Below are 20844 nucleotides of genomic sequence, written 5' to 3' on the forward strand. Positions count from 1 at the left end.
GCTCGGTCTCCGATTAACGTTCTTTGATCGCGATGAAGCCGACCTTGCGCATGCCCTGCCTCTGCGCAATCGTCACCACTTCATTGACCACGCGGTACTTCGTGGTGCGGTCACCGCGGACGTTGATCTGCGGCTGCGGGGTCTTCTGCGCTTCAACCGAAAGACGGCTCTCCAGCTGGTCGCGGGTAACCGGCTCGTCGTTCCAGTACAGCGAGCCGCTCTCCTGGATCGCCAAGGTAATCGGCGGAGTCTTGGGCGGCTCCTCCGTCTTGGTGAGAGTGGCTTCGGGCAGCTTGATCTCGACCTTATGGGTCATCAGCGGCGCGGTGATCATGAAGATGATCAGCAGCACCAGCATCACGTCCACGAGGGGCGTGACGTTGATGGTGGCCATGGGGCCGTTGTCGTTGCCTGTACTGAAGGCCATGTCCGAACTCCAACTACGCTAAATGAGAGGCGTCAGTGTTGATTAGCGCTTGTTCGACAGTTCGCCGACGCGCGAGCCGGTGGCGAAGAAGTCGTGCAGGTCGTGGGCGAAGGTGTCGAACTTGTTGTTCGTGACACGGTTCAGACGCACGAAGAAGTTGTACGCGAGCACGGCCGGGATCGCGACGAACAGACCGATCGCGGTCATGATCAGCGCTTCGCCCACCGGGCCGGCAACGGCCTGGATCGAGGACTCGCCGCTGGCGCCGAGGCGGAGCAGGGCGTGGTAGATGCCCCAGACCGTACCGAGCAGACCGACGAACGGAGCGGTCGAGCCGACGGTGGCGAGCACGGTCAGACCGGCTTCCAGACGCGAGCTCTCGCGGGTCACGGCCTGACGCAGGGCGCGATCGACGAACTCCGAGCGGTTCAGCGACTCGACCAGGCGCGAACCTTCGTGGCGCTGGTGGTGAGCGGCGGCCTGGGCGGCGTCGAGGGCGATCTTGGAGAACGGTTCGCTGCGCGACTGTTCTTCCATGTAGCGGATCGCGTCCTGTGCGTTCGGGGTTTCCCAGAACGTGCTGACGACGCGGTCGGAAGAGCCGCGCAGGCGCAGATTCTTAACGAAATTGATGACGATCCAGTAGACCGACAGAACCGACATCAGCGTGAGCGTGATGAACACGATCCAGCCGACGAGGTCGAAGTTCTGCAACAGATGCGAAAAGCTCATCTGCTGAAGCGCTTCAGCGTTGGAGCCTCCGGCGGCGGCGGTGGTGGTTTGCTGCAGCATGACGCTTACCTTTGAATGTCGTGGAAAGGAAAGAAGGTATTACGAAGTAGCGGTGTTCATCAGGCGGGACAACAGTCGCGCCGACCCCGATCAGGTCGGCGGGACGAAATCGACGGGAACGCGGACGCGGCTGGCGACCGGTTGGCCGTTGCGCACTTCAGGGTTGAAGCGCCACTTGCGGGCAGCGTCCATGGCCGCGCGATCCAGGTTGCGGTTACGGCTGGATTTTTCGACCTGCACGTCCATGACGTTGCCCTGGGCGTCGATGCTGATGACCAGGACTACGGTACCGCCCACGCCCTGGCGGGCTTCGGTCGGCGGGTACTTCGGCGGATTCAGGCGACGCGAGGACGGGTCGACGCTGGAGCCGATGTCGCTGGCGGCCGTCGGCGGCGCAGGCGGAGCCGGCGGCGGCGCAGGCGGGTCGATCGGACTCGGGTCCAGATTCTCGACCGGCGGCTGGTCCGGCGGCGGGGGAGTCGGGGTCGGTCGCGGCGGGGACAGTTCCTTCGGAGGCTGCTTGAGCTCCTTGGGCGGTTCCGGCGGCGGCGGCGGCGGCGGCGGGGGCGGCGGCGGAGGCTTGATGATGTTGACCATCGTCACCTGCTCTTCGTCCTGCTGCTGGGCAGGTGGCGTCATTGGGGCCAGCAACAACAGGAGCGCCGCGGCATGCACAGCGATCGCGCAGGTGATACCGGCAATACGTGCCCAGTTCAACCCTTCGCGGTCGTTGTCATCTTTCCTAACTTGGAGTTCGAGGTCTTGCGTCATGCCGTCAGCTCGGGAGGTGTTTCCGGACGCCAGGGCGCCTCGGGCCATCGTTCGGTTCCTGCAACCGTTTCCAGTCGCGCGAACCTCCTAGCATATACCAAACCGCGTCACAGGTTCCAAGCGCGGTTGGGCTTCTCTTTGCCGAATTACTTGCCTTTCAGCGCGAGAATCTTGTTGGCGTCGTCGGGCTTTTTTACGCCCTTCGCTATCGCCTGCTTGGCGGCTTCCTTTGCCTCGGGAATGCGGTCTTCCTGCCACAGGACACGGGCGAGATTGAGGTACGTCTCACCGTCCGGTGCGAGCGGAGCCGCTTTCTTGTACGCGTCGATCGACTTCGCAGTCTGATCGGAGAAGTAATAGGACTGGGCCAGGGCCACGTAGGCCTGGTAGTCCGGCTTGAGGACGCCCTTCTCGAGGCCCTCGGTGATCACGCCGGCCGCTTCCTTCTCCTTACCATCCAGATTCAGATAGGTGGCATAGAGCTGGCGGTAATCCTTGTCGTCGGTGAACTGACCGGCGGCGCGCACCTTTTCCAGCACGACCGCGGCCTTGTCGAGCATGTCGGCCTGCGAATACACCGCGGCGACGTTCATCTGGGCGCGCTTGTCGTTCGGGGTCTTGGCGGCGATCGCCTCGGCGATCTTGGCCGCTTCGGCGCCCTGGTTGTTCTCAATGTAGCTGGCCATCAGCAGCTGCTGCCATTCGACCTTCGGCTCGGGCGAGGCGTCGATGGCTTCCTTGATCGCCTTGGCGGCGTCGGCGTAGCGCTCCAGGCGATACAGAGCATTGCCGCGCACGATCAGGTGCTCGGGCTTGGTGCTCTTGGTCTCGGCCAGGAAACGGTCGGCCGTCGCCAGCGAATCGGCGTACTGGTCTTCCTGCAACTGCAGCTGGGCCATCATGAACATCGCGCCGAAGTGGCCGTTGTTGTCCAGGCCGTTGAATTCCAGCGCTTGCTTGAGATAGGCGATCGCGGCCTTGCTGTCGTCGCCGTCGTAGGCGAGTTGGGCGCCGATCTGCGCGGCGAACGAACGCTCGTAAGCGTTGAACGCGGTGTTGGCGATGATTTCGTCGGCGACGGCGCGCGCTTCGGCGGCCTTCTCCTTGTCGTAGAACTCCATCATCTTCTGCAGCTTGGCGCCGCCCTTCGACGATGCCTTCGCGTCCGGCGCGGTGCGCGTCGCGTTCGGGAACTGGTTCTCGGCCTTGGCGGCGGTGCCCTTGCTGGCTTCCTTGTTGGCGCGGCGCTGCGCATTGCGCTCGGCCATGCTCTGCGCGTTGACCTGGGAGACTGCGCCGAAGACCAGCGTCACGCCGATCGCGGCGGCCAGCAGGGTGCTACGGCGGGTGGGTTGCTTGCTCATGTACTCACCTCAGAGAGACTCAGCGGCCGCAGGCGGGTGGCCTTGTGGCGGAACGGCGCAAGGCCAAGGGGCCGTCACGCTAACAGAAACTTGGGGCCGCGCGATACGGGTTAAGACAGCCATTTTCACCTGGATTTCATCCACACTTCGGCGTACGGCCGGAGGCGCGGGCCTGCTCGAAGGTGGGAATCAAGGCCCCGGCGCGAGCGTTCAGCTCCTGGATGCGCGATTGCGGATCGGGGTGAGTGGAGAGCCATTGCGGCGGCCGCGAGGCGCTCGCGGCGATCATGTTCTGCCACAGATTCACCGCTTGGCGGGGGTCGTAGCCGGCCTGGGCCATCAGCCGCTGGCCGACCACGTCGGCCTCGCTCTCCTGGGTGCGCGAGCCCGGCAGCAGGAAGGCGGTCTGCAGGGCCGCGCCGCCGAGCTGATTGGTGGCGCTGACCGCGCCTTCGCCGTAGCGCGAGCCGACCAGGCTGCCGAGGATGCCGAGGCCGACCTGGGCGCTCATCTGCCGGGTGATGCGTTCGTCGTGATGGCGCGAGACCACGTGGCCGATCTCGTGGGCGATCACCGCCGCGAGCTGGTCCTGGTTCTTGGCGACGGTGAAGATGCCGGTGTTGACGCCGACCTTGCCGCCAGGAAGGGCAAAGGCATTGGGCGAATTGTCGGCGAACACGGCCACGTCCCAGTTGGCCTGCCAGCCCTGCGGCAGCTGTCGGGTGATCGAACTGACCACACAGCGCACGTAGGCGTTCTGGCGCGAATCGGTGCTCAGGCGCTGCTTGCTCTTCGCCTCCTCGAAGGCCTTGGCGCCCATCAAGTCGAGCTGGTCCTGCGACACCGCGCCGATGTGCTGGGTCCGCCCGGTTGGCGAGGTCGTGGTGGCGCAGGCAGCCACCACGGTGGCGACCGAAAGCGCAAGCAGGATGCGTTTCATGACGATTCCCCAGAACGAACCAACTTTGTAGCGCCGCCTGGATTAATACTTCGTCAACGAGGGGGCCTCAAAGGCTTGCAAAAAGCGCCGCGCCGGCCACCAGGTTGTTGAGCGCGTGCGCCGCATAGGCCGCCCACAGGGTGCCGGTGCGCCGGTAGACGGTGGCGAAAACCGCGCCCATGAAGGCGTACACGGCCCACAGCAGCAGCATGTTCCAGCCCTGGCTGGCGCCGAGGCCGGGCGGCTCATGGACCAGTGCGAACGCGATCGAACTCAGCGCCAAGCCGAGCCCGGGCCGTCCCGCCGCCCACAAGCGGCCGAACAGCACCCGCCGGAACAGCAGTTCTTCGTAGCCCGGCGCGATCAGCACGGCGAAGATCAGCAACAACGCGGGGTGTTGGGCGACCGCTTCGCTGAGCACCAGATTGCTCGGGCTCATCTCTATCTGCAGCTGCTGCGCGAGCAGGCCGACCAGCATGCTGAAACCCATGGTCGCGAGCAGCGCGACGAGGATCGCAATCCAGGTCGACTTGCGCCACAGGGCGCGCCACGAGGCCGCGCATTCCTCGCGCGTCGCGCGGCGACGCAGCAGGTAGACCGTCAGTGCGGCCAGGCCGGTGCCGACCAGGGTGATCGCGATCATCGCGTCGGACCCGGCGTCCAGTTCGACCGGGACGCCGCGCAGGCCGTGCGCGACGCCCCACAGCAGGCCGCCGAGCATGACGAAGGCGGCGAGCAACACCACCGACAGCAGCAGGTCGATCGCGAAGCCGGCGACGCTGCCCAACCATCTGCCGCGCGTCGCCGCCTGCGAGGGCGACGACGCGGCGACGACGGGGACGTCGTCCGCGCCCGGATCAGACGTCGAGATTAGCCACCTTCAACGCGTTGTCCTCGATGAACTCACGGCGCGGTTCGACCACATCGCCCATCAGGGTGCTGAAGATCTGGTCGGCGGCGACCGCGTCTTCGATGCGCACCTGCAGCAGGCGGCGGGTTTCCGGATTGACCGTGGTGTCCCAGAGCTGCTCGGGGTTCATTTCGCCCAGGCCCTTGAATCGCTGGATCGCGCGGCCCTTCTTGGCTTCGTCGAGCAACCAGGCCTGGGCCTGGGCGAAGCTGGCGACCGGTTGCGCGCGATTGCCGCGCACGATCTGCGCGCCTTCGCGCACCAGGCCGTGCAGCATCGCCGCCGCGTCGCGCAGCGAACGCAGTTCGCCGCCTTCGAACGCCGACAGCGGCAGCACCTGGATCAGTTGCTGGCCCATGTGATTGCGCGTGACCAGCAATGCGGCCTGGCGGGTTTCGTTGGCCGGGTGCAGCGCCAGCGAATAGCGCGGCTTGCCGAGGCCGGTCTGGTTGAGGCGCTTTTCCAGCGCGTCGAGTTCGTGGCGCTCGTCGACGTTCTTGAGCAGGTGCTCGGTGTCGAGCGGGGTGAAATCGATCAGCGCCTGCAGCACGTTCGGATCGTAGCGATGCGCGTTGCGGGCGATGGTTTCCTTGGCGCCGGCGTAAGCGAGCAGCAACTTTTCCAGCGCCGCGCCTTCGATCGGCGGCTCGCCGGTGGCCGGAATCAGCGCCGCGCCTTCGACCGCGTTGTTGGCCAGGTACTGGTCCAGCGCGGCATCGTCCTTGAGGTAGATCTCGTTCTTGCCCTGCTTGATCTTGTACAGCGGCGGCAGGCCGATGTAGATGTGGCCGCGCTCGATCAACTCCGGCATCTGCCGGTAGAAGAACGTCAGCAGCAGGGTCCGGATGTGCGAGCCGTCGACGTCGGCGTCGGTCATCAGGATGATGCGGTGATAGCGCAGCTTGTCCGGGTTGTACTCGTCCTTGCCGATGCCGGTGCCGAGCGCGGTGATCAGGGTGCCGACTTCGGCGCTGCCGAGCATGCGGTCGAAACGCGCGCGCTCGACGTTGAGGATCTTGCCCTTGAGCGGCAGGATCGCCTGGGTCTTGCGGTTGCGGCCCTGCTTGGCCGAGCCGCCCGCGGAGTCGCCCTCGACGATGAACAGTTCGCTGAGCGCCGGGTCTTTCTCCTGGCAGTCGGCGAGCTTGCCGGGCAGGCCGGCGATATCGAGCGCGCCCTTGCGGCGGGTCAGGTCGCGGGCCTTGCGCGCGGCCTCGCGCGCGCGGGCGGCGTCGATGATCTTGCCGGTGATCGCGCGGGCCTCGTTCGGGTGTTCCTGCAGGAACTCCTCCAAACGTGCGCCGAACGTGCTCTCAACGACCGGGCGAACCTCGGAACTGACCAATTTCTCCTTGGTCTGCGAAGAAAAGCTCGGGTCCGGCACCTTCACCGACAACACCGCGATCATGCCTTCGCGCATGTCGTCGCCGGACAGGGCGATCTTGGCCTGCTTGGCCAGGCCGCTTTGCTCGATGTAGTTGGTCAGGGTGCGGGTGAGGGCGGCGCGGAACCCAATCAGGTGGGTGCCGCCGTCCTTCTGCGGAATATTGTTGGTGAAGCAGAACATCGTCTCCTGGTAGGAGTCGGTCCACTGCAGCGCCACGTCGACGGTGATGCCGTTCTGCTCGCCCGACACCGAGATCACGTTCGGGTGCAGCGGGGTCTTGAGCTGGGCCAGATGCTCGACGAAGGAGCGGATGCCGCCCTCGTACTGGAACACGTCGCGGCGGCCTTCGCCGCGCTCGTCGACCAGGGTGATCTTGACCCCGGAATTCAGGAACGACAGCTCGCGCAGGCGCTTGGCCAGAATGTCGTAGTGGAATTCGACGTCGGTGAAGATCTCCACCGCCGGCTTGAAGCGCAGCAGGGTGCCGCGCTTGCTCGAGGCCTCCAGCTGCTTCAACGGGTAGAGCGGCTCTCCGAGCGAATATTCCTGCTGGTACTGGTGGCCGTCGCGCCAGATGTTCAGCCACAGGTGCTCGGACAGGGCGTTGACCACCGACACGCCGACGCCGTGCAGGCCGCCGGAAACCTTGTAACTGTTGTCGTCGAACTTGCCGCCGGCATGCAGCACGGTGAGGATCACCTCGGCCGCGGACACGCCTTCTTCCTTGTGGATGTCGACCGGAATGCCGCGACCGTTGTCGTAACAGGAGACCGAGCCGTCTTCGTGCAAGGTGACCACGACGTCGTCGGCATGACCGGCCAACGCCTCGTCGATCGCGTTGTCGACGACCTCGAAGACCATGTGGTGCAGGCCGGTGCCGTCGTGGACGTCGCCGATGTACATGCCCGGGCGCTTGCGCACGGCCTCGAGACCGCGCAAGACGGTGATCTTGCTGGAGTCGTAGGTCTGCGATTGCGGGATCGGGTCGGAGGTCGGGTCTTGCGAGGGGTCGTGCTCGGTGTTGGTCATTGCGTCAACAGTCTCCGACGACGCGCTGCCGGCGAAGGCGCCGAACGCGTCGAGACACAGTAGTGAGTGGTTGCAGTATAGCAGGCGGGGCGTACGGGCCGGCTGAGCGGAGGCCGACCCGGAGCGCCGGGTGGGTGGCGCTCCGGGCCGAAACGGGCTCCGGGGCGCTTACAGCGCCGTTATGGCCCTTGAGATGGTGGCTGAGGGGCGGCTTTCAAAGTCGACGCAGGCGGCTGGCGGTCATGTTTCACGTGGAACATGGTCTTCAGCTGCGGCGACTGACCCGGTTCGGGTCGATTCGGGGCGAGGAACGCTCGGCCGCCCACGGCGCAGACGCCGATAACGTCTCCGGCCAGGGAATGCACGGCCGGAATCGAACGGCCGCCCGCGGCGGCCTGACTGCAGACGCTGATTCCTCCCCTAGGCGACGCCGGTGCTCAGTCGGCGATTTGCTCCATCCGACGACGAGCCAAACCTGCCCGCCAGAGGTATTCCGCGTCGACGCGAACGAACAATGCCCCACTGTTGCTTAATCCGAGGCGCGCACTGCCATACCGCGAACTCCGCGAGGTATGGCCCCGCTCAGCCCGCGCGCGACAGCTCACCGAGCTGTCCGTGTTCCACGTGGAACCTGGTCAGCTCGACCCGCATCGAGGCCAGTGCCGGCGGCGGATCGGTGCCGGTGATGAAGACCTGGGCCTTCGAGGCCAGCAGGCGCTCCAGCACCCGTTGCTGGTGATTCCGGTCGAGCTCCGAGGCCAGGTCGTCCAAAGCCACGACCGGCCATTCGCCGCGGTTCGCCGCATGGTGTTCGGCCTGGGCCAGGAGGGCGCACAGGGCGGTCAGTTTGGCCTGGCCGCGCGAAAGGGCTTCGCGACCGGGCAGGCCACCGAAGGCGATGCGCCAGTCCGCCCGATGCGGCCCGACCGAGGTATAGCCTGCCAACTGATCGCGTTCGCGGGCCAGCAGCAGGGCATCGGCGAGCGGAAACTCGTCGCGTCGCCAGCCGGACAGGTAATCCAGACGGACCGAGCCTAGTCCCGGCGCCAGTTCGGCGGCGAGGGCGGAAAACTTGGGTTGCAGCTCGTCGAGGTACTGGTGCCGGCGCCGGGTCAGCGGTTCGCCGGCCTCGGCCAGCTCGTGATCCCAAGCATCGAGCTGGCCGTCGCGGGCCCGCGCCTTGAGCAGAGCATTGCGCTGCTTGAGCGCCCGGGTATAGCGGCGCCACAGCGGAGTGAAGTCAGGTTCCACGTGGAACAAGCCCCAATCCAGGTAACGACGACGGATCTCGCCGGCGCCGGTGATCAGGGAATGGCTGCCCGGCTCGAAACTGACCACGGCCAAGGCGGCGCAAAGCTCGCCGAGCTGGGATACCGAGGCGCCGTCGAGCCGGCCGGCCCATTCCTGGCCACTGTGGCGCAGCCCGGCCTTGCGGCGCGGCTCGCGTCGGGCCTCTTGCCACTCGACGAAGACCTCGAGCGCCGTATCGCCGGCCCGGATCAGCCCATCGCGTACGCGGCCGCGGAAGCTGCGGCCATAGGCCATCAGATGCAGGGCTTCGAGCAGGCTGGTCTTGCCCGCACCGTTTTCGCCGGTAATCAGATTAATTCCGGGAGCCGGCAGCAGGCCGACTTCAGCGAAACGCCTGAATCCTCGGGCTTCCAGACGGGTGACATGCATCGGCAGATGATCGCAGAAGGGGAGGGCCGGCAGACGGGCACGTGATCCGAAAGCCGCAAACGGACACGCCCGGACAGGCCGGGCGTGTGATGTTCCACGTGGAACCGGGACGAAGCCGGTTCTGCTGCGCTGGCCGTTACAGGCGCAGCGGCATCACGACATGACGGCAACGCTCGTTCGATGCCTCGCGTACCAGAGCCGAGGAGTTCGCATCGCGCAACGCCAGGATCACGTGCTCGTCGCGCAGGGCGGTCAGCGCGTCGAGCAGGTAATTGACGTTGAAACCCACGGCCAGGTCGTCGACCTTGGTGTCGGCTTCGACTTCTTCCTGGGCTTCTTCCTGCTCCGGGTTGTGCGCGCTGATCTTGAGCTGGCCCGGCGAAACCTCGATGCGCACACCGCGGTACTTCTCGTTCGACAGGATCGCGGCGCGCTGCAGGGAGGCCCGCAGGATTTCGCGTTCGATCTTGACCTCGCGGTCGGCGCCGATCGGGATCACCGCTTCGTAATCCGGGAACCGGCCGTCGATGAGCTTGCTGGTGAAGGTGACATCGTCGCGCTTCACCCGGATGTGGCCTCGGCCCATCTCGAGTTCGACCTCGCGATCGCCGCCTTCGAGCAGGCGCTGCAGTTCCTGCACGCCCTTGCGCGGGACGATGATCTGGCGCTTGGTCTGGGCATTGCCTTCATACGGGGCTTCGCACAGGGCGAGGCGGTGTCCGTCGGTGGCGACGCAGCGCAGGCTGTTCTCGCGCAGGTCGAACAACAGGCCGTTGAGGTAATAGCGCACGTCCTGCTGGGCCATCGCGAACGCGGTGCGTTCGATCAGTTCCTTCAGCGCGGCTTCCGGCACGCGCACGCGCTCGGTCGCTTCGACTTCGTCGATCGACGGAAAGTCGTTGCCCGGCAGGCTCGACAGGGTGAAGCGCGAGCGCCCCGCCTGCACCGTGACCTTTTCGGCGGTCTGCGACACGGTGACCTTGCTGCCGTCCGGAAGCGCTCGAACGATCTCGAACAGCTTGCGTGCCGGAATCGTGGTTTCGCCGTCCTTCGCATCGTCGACCGCGACCCGCGAAATCATTTCGACTTCGAGATCGGTACCGGTCAGCGAGAGCTGCCCGTCCTTGACCTGCACGAGCAGGTTGGCCAGGACCGGCAAGGTCTGCCGGCGTTCGACGACGTTGACCACTTGGGCCAACGGCTTGAGAAAGACTTCGCGTTGCAGGCTGAAACGCATGCGGACCCCTTGCCCGTCGGTGGGCCTAAGCCCATTACTAAAGAGATGTATAAATCAAAAGCTTGGTGGTGATGGTGTAGCGAAAAACGCTGGAGAAGTCACTTAAATATTTGATTTACAAGCGGTTTTCGGCACTTCAAAAGCGGGTAGAACTGACCCTGGGCATGCGGTACATCCTGTGGATAAGAATGGCGCCTGCCGGCGGCCGCTGACTTGTCCACAGTTTGTACGACTTTCATCCCCCGAGTTATGCCTTTCGCAACAAGTACTTACCGATTACCTTGTGCTCGTCGCAGCGCGAACCCCCGAAACACGTTCAGTTCCGGGCCTCCGCAGCAGCGACGATGCCGGGGACCCGGAGCCCGGAGCAGGCCCCCGGGCCAGCCCGCGGTCCCGGCGAACGAAGCGGACGACGGGCATCCGGACTTCGAACGTCGGCATCGAACTCTCGCGGTTTTACGACGACAGCATCGAGCGGTATTGCGTTCCCACCGGGTGAGCGCGGACCGCGGATGCGGTCGGGCGGCCTCACTCGCTGAGCTTGCGAATCAACTTGTCCCAATCCTCACGCAGCTTGCCGTCGGTTTCCATCAACGTGCGGATCTGCCGGCAGGCATGCAGAACGGTCGTGTGGTCGCGGCCGGCGAAGGCATCGCCGATCTCCGGCAACGAGTGCTCGGTCAGTTCCTTGGTCAGCGCCATGGCGACCTGACGTGGACGAGCGAGCGAGCGCGTACGCCGTTTCGACAACAAGTCCTTGATCTGAAGGCCGTAGTAGTCTGCCACGGTCTTCTGGATGTTGGGGATGCCGATCGCCTGCTGCTGCGCACGCAACAGGTCGCGCAGGGTCTCCTGGGCGAACTCGGTGGTGATCGCGCGGCCGGTGAAGTTGGCGCGGGCGGTCAGCGTATTGAGCGCGCCTTCCAGGTCGCGCACGTTCGAGCGCATCTTCTTGGCCAGCAGGAAGGCGACTTCCTCGGGCACCGCGGCGCCGCGTTCCTTGGCCTTGGAGATCACGATCTGGGCGCGGGTCTCGAAGTCCGGCGGCTCGATCGCCACCGACAGACCCCAGGCCAGGCGCGACTTCAGCCGCGGCTCCAGCCCCTCGACCTCGCGCGGGTAGCGATCGCAGGTCAGGATGATCTGCTGCTTGCCGTCGAACAACGCATTGAAGGTGTGGAAGAACTCTTCCTGGGTGCGGTCCTTGCCGGCGAAGAACTGGATGTCGTCGATCAGCAGCGCGTCGACGCGCTGGAACTGACGCTTGAACGCATCCATGGTCTTGTCCTGCAGCGCCTTCATCATCGCGCTGAAGAACTGCTCCGAACGCAGGTACATCACCCGCATCGCCGGATTTGCGTCGCGCATGGCGTTGCCGGCGGCGAACATCAGGTGGGTCTTGCCCAGGCCGGTGCCGCCGTACAACAGCAGCGGGTTGTGGGCGCGTTCGCCGGGTTTCTGCGCCGCCTGCCAAGCCGCGGCGCGGCCGAGCTGGTTGCTGCGGCCTTCGACGAAGTTGTCGAAGGTGTAGTGATTGTCGAGGTTGCCCTGGAACGGCTCGGGCGGCGCGACCGGACGCGGCGCGCTGACCGCGATTTCGGACTCGCGCGCCACCGCCGGCACCGCCCGCGGCAACGAACCGATCTCGAGGCTGACCTCGCCGCTGCCGGCGAAATACGACAGCAGCTCGCGGATCCGTCCCAGGTAACGTTCGCGCACGTGTTCGACCACGAATGCGTTCGGCGCGTACAGCACGGTGACGTCGTCGCGTCGCGTCGCCTGCAGCGGTTTCAACCAGGTGTGTACATCCTCGACCGGAAATTCGGCTTCGAGGCGTTCGAGGCAGCGGGGCCAGGCTTCCATCTGTAATGCGTCTTCTTATGTGTAACTGACTCGGTCGGCAGGCCTGGCGGCGCAGCGGACGAAAGCGGCCGAGCGCACGATGCGGACATCGTGGCGGACAGGGCCGGGGGTCGGTCAGACTACCATCGGGACCCAGTCCGGAACAGGACTAATCCACAGGTTCATGCACAGGTTGCGCGGGTCGCGCCGACGCGCACGAGGGCATCGGCCCAAACGTCAAAGTAAACAAGGGCTTGACCCGGACTCTGAGCACCCTCTAGAATCGGCGGTCCTATTACGTCGTTACATCGAGCCGGATCATGGCCACCAAGCGCACCTATCAGCCCAGCAACCTCAAGCGCAAGCGCGACCACGGTTTCCGTGCCCGCATGGCGACCGCCGACGGCCGCAAGATTCTCGCCCGTCGTCGCGCCAAGGGCCGCAAGCGTCTCTGCGCCTAAGCGTCGATTCGGCCGCCTGCGCTGACCTGGCGTCGCGCGGCCGTTCGCATACGATGAATTCGACCCGCTTCCCGCGCACCGCGCGGGTACGCGCGCGCTCCGACTTCGATCGAATCTTCAAGCATGGTCGGCGCGTCGCGCTGCCCGTGCTTGCTTTGCATTTTCAAGCCGATCCGGCCGTCGCTCCGCGACTCGGCCTGGCCGTGTCGCGCAAGGTCGATCCGCATGCGGTCGGCCGCAACCGCATCAAGCGCATCCTGCGCGACGCCTTCCGTCACCTGCGCGCCGAGCTGGCGCCGGGCGACTATGTGATCGTCGCCCGCCCCGGCGCCTCGCGCTGCAGCGGCGAGGAACTGCGCGCCGCCCTGCATAGTCTGCTCAAGCGCGCCGGCACCCGGCCTGCGCCCGCATTGCCCACGACCCCTGCGCCCGGCACAATGCCGGCCGCTTCCCCTTCCGACCCCCTGCCGGACCCCGGTCCCGGCTGAGCCTGCCTGCTGCCCATGAACCAGACCCGTGCTTTTCTGATCCTCGCCTGGCTGATGGTGGCGACCTTGTTGTGGATGGAATGGGGCAAGGAGAAGTCGGCTCCGCCGGCTCCGATTGCCGCCGCCGTCGCTCCGGCCAGCAGCGTACCGACGGCTGCGCCGTCGGTCGCCGCCGGCGTGCCGGGCGCTCCGAACACCGCCGCAGTGCCGAGCACCCCCGCCGCCTCGACGGTGAGCACCGCCGGCACCGCCGCCGGCGAGCCGCTGGTCGTGGTGACCACCGACGTGCTCAAGGTCAACCTGCGCGGGGGCGAGCTCAGCGAAGCCGACCTGCTCAAGTACCCGAAGACCTCCGAGCCGAACAGTCCGCCGATGCGTCTGCTGGCCAGCGACTCGACCCTGTACTTCGTCGCCCAGAGCGGCTGGGTCAGCCAGGGCAATGCCGCACCGACGCACGAGTCGGGCTTCCGCTACGCCGGCGAGCAGCGCAACCTGGCCCTGGCCGCGGGCGCCAACGAGCTCGCCGTGCCGTTCGTCTGGACCGGCCCGAACGGCGTCAGCATCCAGCGCACCTACACCTTCCGCCGTGGCGACTACGCGGTGCGCGTGCGCGACGAAGTGATCAACGCCAGCCCCTCGCCGTGGCAGGGCTATGTCTATCGCCAGCTCAGCCGCGTGCCGCGCGAGCTCGCCCACAAGGGTCCGTTCAGCCCGGAGCAGTACAGCTTCCAGGGCGCCGCCTGGTACAGCCCGACCGACAAGTACGAGAAGCGCAAGTTCGAGGACTTCAGCGACGACGGCAAGCTCGACAAGCAGGTCAACGGCGGCTGGATCGCGATGTTGCAGCACCACTTCTTCGCCGCCTGGATCCCGGGCGCGAAGGATGCGGGCCAGTTCTCGCTCGAAGAACTCAGCGCCGGCGGCGCGCCGCAGTACCTGATCCGCGACATGGGCCCCGGCGTCAACGTCGCCCCGGGCGCCAGGGCGGTGACCGAAGCGCGCCTGTGGGTCGGCCCGAAGCTGGTCAAGGCGATCGAGGCGCAGGACGTCGCCGGCCTCGACCGCGCGGTCGACTTCAGCAGCTACAGCATCTTCGCGACGCTCGCCAACGGCCTGTTCTGGCTGCTGGAGAAAATGCACAACCTGTTCGGCAACTGGGGCTGGGCCATCGTCGGCCTGGTGGTGCTGCTCAAGCTCGTGCTGTACCCGCTGTCGGCGGCGCAGTACAAGTCGGCGGCGAAGATGCGCAAGTTCCAGCCGCGCGTCGCCCAGCTCAAGGAGCGTTACGGCGACGACAAGCAGAAGTTCCAGATGGCGCTGATGGAGCTGTACAAGAAGGAGAAGATCAATCCGGTCGGCGGCTGCCTGCCGCTGCTGCCGCAGATGATCATCTTCATGACCTTGTACTGGATGCTCGCCGAGTCGGTCGAGCTGCGTCATGCGCCGTGGTTCGGCTGGATCCAGGATCTGACCGCACGCGATCCCTTCTTCGTGCTGCCGCTGATCAACATCGCGATCATGTGGGCGACCCAGAAGCTGACCCCGATGACCGGCATGGACCCGGCCCAGGCCAAGATGATGCAGTTCATGCCGCTGATCTTCGGCGTGATCCTGGCCTTCCTGCCGGCCGGCCTGGTGCTGTACCAGGTGGCCAACGGCGGCCTCGGCCTGCTGCAGCAGTGGCTGACCACCAAGCGCTACGCCGAAGCGCCGGCCAGCAAGGAATGACGGTCCGGTTCGTGCCCTGAACCGATCGACGAAGCCCGCCGCCAGGCGGGCTTCGTGTTTGTGCGAACGGATTCACCGGGACGTCTTGCGACGTCCTTGCCGCGGAGCTTTCACGTAGAGCACCGGCGGCCCCCTATCATGTCGCCCATGACCGACGTCCCCGCCCGCGACACCATCGCCGCCATCGCGACCGCGCCGGGCGCCGGCGGGGTCGGCATCGTCCGCCTGTCCGGCCCGCGTTCGCTGGCGATCGCCGAAACCGTCGCCGCGCGCGCCTTGCGCCCGCGCCACGCGCACTACGTGCGCTTCCGCGACGAGCGCGACGAAACCATCGACGACGGCATCGCCCTGTACTTCGCCGCGCCGGCCAGCTACACCGGCGAGGACGTGGTCGAGTTGCAGGCCCACGGCGGCCCGGCCCTGCTCGAGGCCCTGCTCGCTCGCGCTTGCGCCCTGGGCGCTCGGCGCGCGCGTCCCGGCGAGTTCAGCGAGCGCGCCTTTCTCGAAGGCCGCCTCGACCTGGCCCAGGCCGAAGCGGTCGCCGACCTGATCGCCGCGGCCGACGTCCGCGCCGCGCGCGCCGCCCGGCGCGCCCTCGACGGCGAGTTCTCGCGGCGGGTCGAGGCCCTGGCAGGCGACCTGCTCGCGATCCGCGTCCACGTCGAAGCGGCGATCGACTTCGCCGATGAGCCGCTCGACACCCTGGGCGGCTCGGCCCTGCGCGCGCGCTTCGCCGCCGCCTCGGCCTCGCTCGACGACCTGCTCGCCGCCGCCGAACGCGGCCGCCGCCTGCGCGACGGCCTGCATGCAGTGATCGTCGGCCCGCCGAACGCCGGCAAGAGTTCGTTGCTGAATGCATTGGCCGGCAGCGACCGCGCCATCGTCACCGACATCGCCGGCACCACCCGCGACCTGCTGCACGAGACGGTCAAGCTCGACGGCGTCGAACTGACTCTGGTCGACACTGCCGGCCTGCGCGACGGCGGCGACGCGATCGAGCGCGAAGGCATGCGCCGCGCCCGCGGCGAACTCGAACGCGCCGACCTGGCGATCGTGGTGCTCGACGCGAGCGATCCGGAAACCGGCCTGCAGGCGGTCGCCGAGGCGATCGCCGAAGTGCCGGCGCGGCTCTACGTCTATAACAAGATCGATCTGATCGAGTCCGACTACGGCTCGCCGACCCCGGTCGACATCGGCGGCGAAGACCGCGTGTTCGTCTCCGCGCGCAGCGGCGCCGGCCTCGACGGCCTGCACGCGCGACTGCGCGCCCTGGCCCAGGGCGATACCGCCGAATCTTCGGAGGGCGCCTTCACCGCGCGCGCCCGTCATGTCGACGCCCTGCTGCGTGCGCGCGAAGAACTCGACGACGCGCGGGTGCAACTCGACCACGAAATGCTCGACCTCGCCGCCGAGGCCTTGCGCCAGGCGCACGAAGCGCTCGGCGAAATCACCGGCCGCGTGCGCGCCGACGATCTGCTGGGGCATATCTTCTCGAGTTTTTGCATCGGCAAGTAGCGCGGCGTCGGGTCGCGGCCGGCGATCGCGTTGTTTCGGTTTCGCCTCGTCGTTTTCCGTAGCTCCAAGGGCACAGCGGCGTAAGCTGCGATCGCGCTGGCCCGGCCTTGCGGCGTCGCTGGCCGCAGCCCCTGCAGGAGCGGCGTAAGCCGCGACCAAGGCACGCGCAGAGTCCGCAACGCGGAGGCCATCGGTCGAAGCCGTTGACTGTCGCGGGGTAGGAGCGACGCAAGTCGCGACCGCGTCGGCACGACCTCACGGCGTTCCTGGCCGCAGTCCCTGTAGGAGCGGCGTAAGCCGCGACCAAGGGACGCGCAGAGTCCGCAACGCGGAGGTCACCGGTCGAAGCCGTTAACTCTCGCGGGGTAGGAGCGACGCAAGTCGCGACCGCGTCGGCACGACCTCACGGCGTTCCTGGCCGCAGCCCCTGTAGGAGCGGCGTAAGCCGCGATCAAGGGAGGCGCAGAGTCCGCAGCGCGGAAGTCACCGGTCGAAGCCGTTAACTCTCGCGGGGTAGGAGCGACGCAAGTCGCGATCGCGTCGGCACGACCTCACGGCGTTCCTGGCCGCAGTCCCTGTAGGAGCGGCGTAAGCCGCGACCAAGGCACGCGCAGAGTCCATAACGCGGAAGTCACCGGTCGAAGCCGTTAACTCTCGCGGGGGTAGCGACGCAAGTCGCGACCCCGTCGTCTTCGGTTGCGGCGCTTTTGCCGCAGGGCGGTGAAGCAATATCAATAGCAGAGCTTCCGCCCCCTAAAGGGTGCGGGTAACTTTCTTTTGTCCAAAGCAACAAAAGAAAGTCACCAAAGAAAAGTGCTTCTCCCTGCAAGGGCACAAGCCCGCATGATCGATGCCGACGCAGGGATGCTCCAGACAGGCCATCCATGGCCTGCTTGCGCACGGCCCGCCTCCCTGCGGGCCGCCCTCCGGGTCTGCTTTTGACCGGCGAAGCGGCAAGCAAAGCCATAAAGCAAACCAGATCAAAATCCCGACAACGACAACGACAACGACAACGACAACGACAACGACAACGACAACGACAACGGCGCCGCGTACCGACCACTGTAGGAGCGGCGTAAGCCGCGACCGCGCAATCCCAATCGCCTACGCCGCCGGCCGCAGATTCGCGGTCGCGGCTTACGCCGCTCCTACCCCGGCGAAAGAGACGCCGCTTCGATGGATGACATAGGCATCATTGTCTCTGTGCGTCCCGTGGTCGCGACTCACGTCGCTCCTACAGGGAGGGCGTCGCGCGCGTCGGCTGTTTGCGGCTTTGGCCGTTGCTTTTGCTGTGTGTCGCCGAGCACTCGCGAAGGCCATCGAAGACCCGTAGGGCGGCGCGCACGGATGCGCGCCGTTTTTGATCGGGACAGGGAGGTCCCGTATGAAAAATCCCGGCGTCGGCATCGCTCGTGCGGGCCCTTGATTCAAAGAGAAGCACTTTTCTTTGGTTACCTTTCTTTTGTTGCTTTAGACAAAAGAAAGTGACCCGCCGCTTTAGTGGCGGAAGCTTTGGATTTGATCTTGATCTTGATCTTCATCTCAAGGACGAATGCGCCGCGAGTCCGTCGCAGCGATGTCGCGGCTTACGCCGCTCCTACCCCTGGCGAAAGAGCGCCGCTTCGATAGATGACGACGGCTAGCGCGTCCCTTGGTCGCGGCTCGAGCCGCTACCCTGACGGTTACGGCCAGCATCGGCGTGATGTTGAGAGGTCTCGGTCGCGACTCACGTCGCTCCTACAGGGGAGGACTCGCTACGCTGATCGAGAAAGAGCGAAGCTTCCGCCAACCGCCAACCGCCAACCGCCAACCGCCAACCGCCAACCGCCAACCTCAAACCTCAAACCTCAAACCTCAAACCTCAAACCTCAAACCTCAAACCTCAAACCTCAAACAACGGCGACGGCAACGACGGCAGCAGCGGCGGCAACACCCAGCGGCCAACGACCGAAAGTACCCAGGATGAACTCGCTCACGCCGCCGCAACCACCTGCCTGCGCGCGATCAGCGTCCCGCCGCCCCGATCAGCGCCCCAACACCCCGAACACCACCACCGCCGCGATCAACGCCGCCACCACCGCGAAGAAAATCTTGACCCAGCTATAGGGGCGCTCGCCGGCGAGCTGGCCGGTGTAGCCGTTGGCCAGGACCTGGAAGCTGCGCGAGCCGTAGGTGTAGCTGACCAGCCAGACCGGGACCAGGATGTGCTTGAAGGTGCGGCCGCGATAGGTGGCGTCGACCTGCAGATTGCGCTGGGTGTCGCCCGGGACTTGCGCCGAACACAGGCTGCGGGTTTGTTCCTGCATCGAGCTTTCGCTGAGCACCGAGGCGGCGCGCAGGTCGACCTGGTAGCGCTCGACGATCCAGCCGCGCACGAACTCGGGCGAGTAGGGCTTGAGATCGCTGGTGGTCGGGAACTGGCCGATCTGCTGCAGCAGGTTCGCGTGCACGCCGACCGTGCCGGGCACCAGGTCGTCGTCGAAGAAATGCTGCAACGACCCGGCCGCGGGTTCCCAGCGGGTGTGGCGCACCTGGCGGGTCTTGCGCTGGCCGTTCTCGAAGTAGCTCTCGGTCTCGTAGTAATAATGACCGGCCTCCGCGGTCCACTGCGCCGAGACATGGGCGTCGAAGGTCCAGTACGGCAGGTACACGCCTTTGAGGGTGTCGGTAAGGGCCGCGTTCTTGAGCCGGTTCGGCGCGAACCAGCGGGTGCCGTACCACTTGCGGATGCTGTCGCGGACCTGGCCGTCGCTGATCTTGAACGGCAGCAGGCTCTGCGGGGTGATCGCGTCGCCGAGCGATTCGTGGTCGATCACCGCCGGCGAGCCGCAGAACTCGCAGCGCTGCGCGACCTTGCCGTCGACGAATACCGAGATCGCCTTGCAGCTGCGGCACTGCACTTCTCGGCGCTCGCCGCCGCCGTAGCCGCGCTGGTCGCTGGGGTGGTGGGCGAGGGCGCTGACCAGATCCAGTTCCACGACCTGCTCGCCCAGCGCTTCCTGCGCGGGCGACCACGGCACGATCGTGCCGCAGTAGGGGCAGGCCAGGGACTGCTTGGCCGCATTCCATTGCAGATCCCCGCCGCACTCCGGGCAGGGATGCTTGCCGACGGTGGCGTTATCCATCAGCCGCGCAGGAATTCTTCGAGGGCGGCCTTGGCGATGCGGGTGGCGCTGCCGATCTTGCGGGCCTTGAGTTCGCCCGCGGCGATCGCGGCCATCACGTCCTCGACCGAGACGCCGAGCGCGGCGGCGGCCTGCTCGGGAGTCAGCACCTCGAGCGCGTTCGCGCCCGGCAACGGCGGCGGCGTCGCGCCGGCGGAGGCCTGCGTCTGTCCGTTCTGCATGCTGCGCATCATTTCCTGGGCGATGCCGAAGCCGACCGCCATCTGCGCCGGCACCGCCGCGGCCGCGCCGGCTTCGCCGCCCTGGCCCATGGCGTGGCCCATCTGGAACTTCACGTAGTCGTTGAGGTTGCCGACCACGCCCATGCTCGAGCGCGCGTCGATGGCCTTCTCGACCTCCGGCGGCACCGAGACGTTCTCGAGCACGAAGGCGGTGATCTCGATGCCGTACTTGCCGGTCATGGCCGGGTTGATGATCGGCAGCAGCGCGTCGCCGAGTTCGCCGTAGCGCGAAGCCACGTCGAGCGCCGGCACGTTGGCGGTCGCCAGCGCCTCGGTGAACACGCTGACGATGCGCGAACGCATGGTGTCGGCGAATTCGTCGAGGCGGAAATTCTGGTCGGTGCCGGCCACTTCCCTGAGGAACTTCGGTGCGTCGACGATGCGGAAATCGTAGGTGCCGAAGGCGCGCAGGCGGACCACGCCGAAGTCGGCGTCGCGCATCATCACCGGGTTGGACGTGCCCCACTTGTTGCCGGTGAACAGGCGGGTGTTGAGGAAGTAGACATCGCACTTGAACGGCGAGTCGAAGCCGTACTTCCAGCCCAGGATGGTCGACAGGACCGGGATGTTCTCGGTCTTGAGGGTGTGCTTGCCGGGCCCGAACAGGTCGGCGTACTGGCCGGCGGCGACGAACTGCACCTGCTGCGACTCGCGCACGATCAGCTGGGCGCCGTTCTTGATCTCCTTGTCGTCGTCCGGGTAGCGGTACGACAGGGTGTCGCGCGAATCATCGGTCCACTCGATGATCTCCAGCAGCTCGCCCTTGATGAAACCCAGAATGCTCATGTGCCGCTCCCTGCCTGTGGTGCGGCGATTCTAGATCACGCCGGCTGAAGTCAGCGGGGACCGGAATCCGGCCGGTGGGCC

16 protein-coding genes are annotated in these 20844 nt (G+C 66.3%); 4 read left to right on the forward strand and 12 right to left on the reverse strand.

Annotated elements, in window-relative coordinates; all coding sequences use genetic code 11:
- Positions 1-13: 13 nt before the first annotated feature.
- The 10 genes from AC6CH2_RS09450 to dnaA all read right to left on the reverse strand — a co-directional run bounded on the left by AC6CH2_RS09450 (position 14) and on the right by dnaA (position 12400).
- Positions 14-427, reverse strand: coding sequence for an ExbD/TolR family protein (locus tag AC6CH2_RS09450; protein ID WP_435395723.1), 414 nt, complete (start codon positions 425-427; stop codon positions 14-16).
- A gap of 42 nt (positions 428-469) precedes the next feature.
- Entirely contained in the window at positions 470-1219 is a 750-nt protein-coding gene (locus tag AC6CH2_RS09455) for a MotA/TolQ/ExbB proton channel family protein (protein WP_031374035.1), read from the reverse strand.
- Between the two features lie 90 nt (positions 1220-1309).
- Positions 1310-1990: an energy transducer TonB gene (locus tag AC6CH2_RS09460; protein ID WP_036149770.1), complete on the reverse strand. Its 681-nt coding sequence runs from the start codon at positions 1988-1990 to the stop codon at positions 1310-1312.
- A 146-nt stretch (positions 1991-2136) separates the two neighbouring features.
- A complete protein-coding gene (locus tag AC6CH2_RS09465) occupies positions 2137-3354 on the reverse strand; it encodes a tetratricopeptide repeat protein (RefSeq protein ID WP_498269006.1) in 1218 nt (405 codons plus the stop codon).
- A 136-nt stretch (positions 3355-3490) separates the two neighbouring features.
- Positions 3491-4294, reverse strand: coding sequence for a M48 family metallopeptidase (locus tag AC6CH2_RS09470; protein ID WP_498269007.1), 804 nt, complete (start codon positions 4292-4294; stop codon positions 3491-3493).
- 67 nt (positions 4295-4361) lie between these two features.
- Positions 4362-5081, reverse strand: a complete 720-nt coding sequence (locus tag AC6CH2_RS09475) for a CPBP family intramembrane glutamic endopeptidase (RefSeq protein WP_498269008.1) — start codon at positions 5079-5081, stop codon at positions 4362-4364.
- 70 nt (positions 5082-5151) lie between these two features.
- Entirely contained in the window at positions 5152-7620 is a 2469-nt protein-coding gene (gene gyrB, locus AC6CH2_RS09480) for a DNA topoisomerase (ATP-hydrolyzing) subunit B (RefSeq protein WP_498269009.1), read from the reverse strand.
- A gap of 582 nt (positions 7621-8202) precedes the next feature.
- The gene (gene recF, locus AC6CH2_RS09485; protein WP_498269010.1) at positions 8203-9300 is read right to left on the reverse strand and encodes a DNA replication/repair protein RecF; all 1098 of its coding nucleotides are present in this window, start codon (positions 9298-9300) and stop codon (positions 8203-8205) included.
- A gap of 136 nt (positions 9301-9436) precedes the next feature.
- Positions 9437-10537 carry a DNA polymerase III subunit beta gene (dnaN, locus tag AC6CH2_RS09490; RefSeq protein WP_498269011.1) on the reverse strand — a complete coding sequence of 367 codons (1101 nt, stop codon included), beginning with the start codon at positions 10535-10537 and terminating at the stop codon, positions 9437-9439.
- A 528-nt stretch (positions 10538-11065) separates the two neighbouring features.
- Entirely contained in the window at positions 11066-12400 is a 1335-nt protein-coding gene (gene dnaA, locus AC6CH2_RS09495; protein ID WP_031374043.1) for a chromosomal replication initiator protein DnaA, read from the reverse strand.
- Between the two features lie 299 nt (positions 12401-12699).
- Here dnaA and rpmH point away from each other — a divergent pair, with 299 nt between their 5' ends.
- The 4 genes from rpmH (at position 12700) to mnmE (ending at position 16571) form a co-directional block, all read left to right on the forward strand.
- Positions 12700-12840, forward strand: coding sequence for a 50S ribosomal protein L34 (rpmH, locus tag AC6CH2_RS09500; RefSeq protein WP_031374044.1), 141 nt, complete (start codon positions 12700-12702; stop codon positions 12838-12840).
- Positions 12841-12893: 53 nt separating this feature from the next.
- Positions 12894-13328: a ribonuclease P protein component gene (gene rnpA, locus AC6CH2_RS09505; RefSeq protein WP_435395716.1), complete on the forward strand. Its 435-nt coding sequence runs from the start codon at positions 12894-12896 to the stop codon at positions 13326-13328.
- Between the two features lie 15 nt (positions 13329-13343).
- Positions 13344-15056: a membrane protein insertase YidC gene (gene yidC / locus AC6CH2_RS09510; RefSeq protein WP_498269012.1), complete on the forward strand. Its 1713-nt coding sequence runs from the start codon at positions 13344-13346 to the stop codon at positions 15054-15056.
- 147 nt (positions 15057-15203) lie between these two features.
- Complete coding sequence (gene mnmE / locus AC6CH2_RS09515) at positions 15204-16571, forward strand: tRNA uridine-5-carboxymethylaminomethyl(34) synthesis GTPase MnmE (protein ID WP_498269013.1); 1368 nt, start codon at positions 15204-15206, stop codon at positions 16569-16571.
- Positions 16572-18595: 2024 nt separating this feature from the next.
- Here mnmE and AC6CH2_RS09520 read toward each other — a convergent pair.
- On the reverse strand, positions 18596-19696 hold the full coding sequence (locus AC6CH2_RS09520; RefSeq protein ID WP_498269014.1) for a TFIIB-type zinc ribbon-containing protein: 1101 nt from the start codon (positions 19694-19696) through the stop codon (positions 18596-18598).
- The gene (locus tag AC6CH2_RS09525; RefSeq protein WP_498269015.1) at positions 19696-20763 is read right to left on the reverse strand and encodes an SPFH domain-containing protein; all 1068 of its coding nucleotides are present in this window, start codon (positions 20761-20763) and stop codon (positions 19696-19698) included. Before AC6CH2_RS09525 ends, AC6CH2_RS09520 begins: the two co-directional genes overlap by 1 nt.
- Between the last annotated feature and the right edge of the window lie 81 nt (positions 20764-20844).

This window comes from Lysobacter sp. GQ73 (assembly GCF_059758755.1).

Bases quoted from the DNA above. Each gene is read 5' to 3' on its own strand.
- AC6CH2_RS09520 (WP_498269014.1), bottom strand. From the start codon at position 19,696: ATGGATAACGCCACCGTCGGCAAGCATCCCTGCCCGGAGTGCGGCGGG.
- AC6CH2_RS09465 (WP_498269006.1), bottom strand. From the start codon at position 3,354: ATGAGCAAGCAACCCACCCGCCGTAGCACCCTGCTGGCCGCCGCGATC.
- recF (WP_498269010.1), bottom strand. From the start codon at position 9,300: ATGCATGTCACCCGTCTGGAAGCCCGAGGATTCAGGCGTTTCGCTGAA.
- AC6CH2_RS09460 (WP_036149770.1), bottom strand. From the start codon at position 1,990: ATGACGCAAGACCTCGAACTCCAAGTTAGGAAAGATGACAACGACCGC.
- mnmE (WP_498269013.1), top strand. From the start codon at position 15,204: ATGACCGACGTCCCCGCCCGCGACACCATCGCCGCCATCGCGACCGCG.
- AC6CH2_RS09470 (WP_498269007.1), bottom strand. From the start codon at position 4,294: ATGAAACGCATCCTGCTTGCGCTTTCGGTCGCCACCGTGGTGGCTGCC.
- AC6CH2_RS09525 (WP_498269015.1), bottom strand. From the start codon at position 20,763: ATGAGCATTCTGGGTTTCATCAAGGGCGAGCTGCTGGAGATCATCGAG.
- yidC (WP_498269012.1), top strand. From the start codon at position 13,344: ATGAACCAGACCCGTGCTTTTCTGATCCTCGCCTGGCTGATGGTGGCG.
- rnpA (WP_435395716.1), top strand. From the start codon at position 12,894: ATGAATTCGACCCGCTTCCCGCGCACCGCGCGGGTACGCGCGCGCTCC.
- AC6CH2_RS09455 (WP_031374035.1), bottom strand. From the start codon at position 1,219: ATGCTGCAGCAAACCACCACCGCCGCCGCCGGAGGCTCCAACGCTGAA.
- AC6CH2_RS09450 (WP_435395723.1), bottom strand. From the start codon at position 427: ATGGCCTTCAGTACAGGCAACGACAACGGCCCCATGGCCACCATCAAC.
- gyrB (WP_498269009.1), bottom strand. From the start codon at position 7,620: ATGACCAACACCGAGCACGACCCCTCGCAAGACCCGACCTCCGACCCG.
- dnaA (WP_031374043.1), bottom strand. From the start codon at position 12,400: ATGGAAGCCTGGCCCCGCTGCCTCGAACGCCTCGAAGCCGAATTTCCG.
- dnaN (WP_498269011.1), bottom strand. From the start codon at position 10,537: ATGCGTTTCAGCCTGCAACGCGAAGTCTTTCTCAAGCCGTTGGCCCAA.
- rpmH (WP_031374044.1), top strand. From the start codon at position 12,700: ATGGCCACCAAGCGCACCTATCAGCCCAGCAACCTCAAGCGCAAGCGC.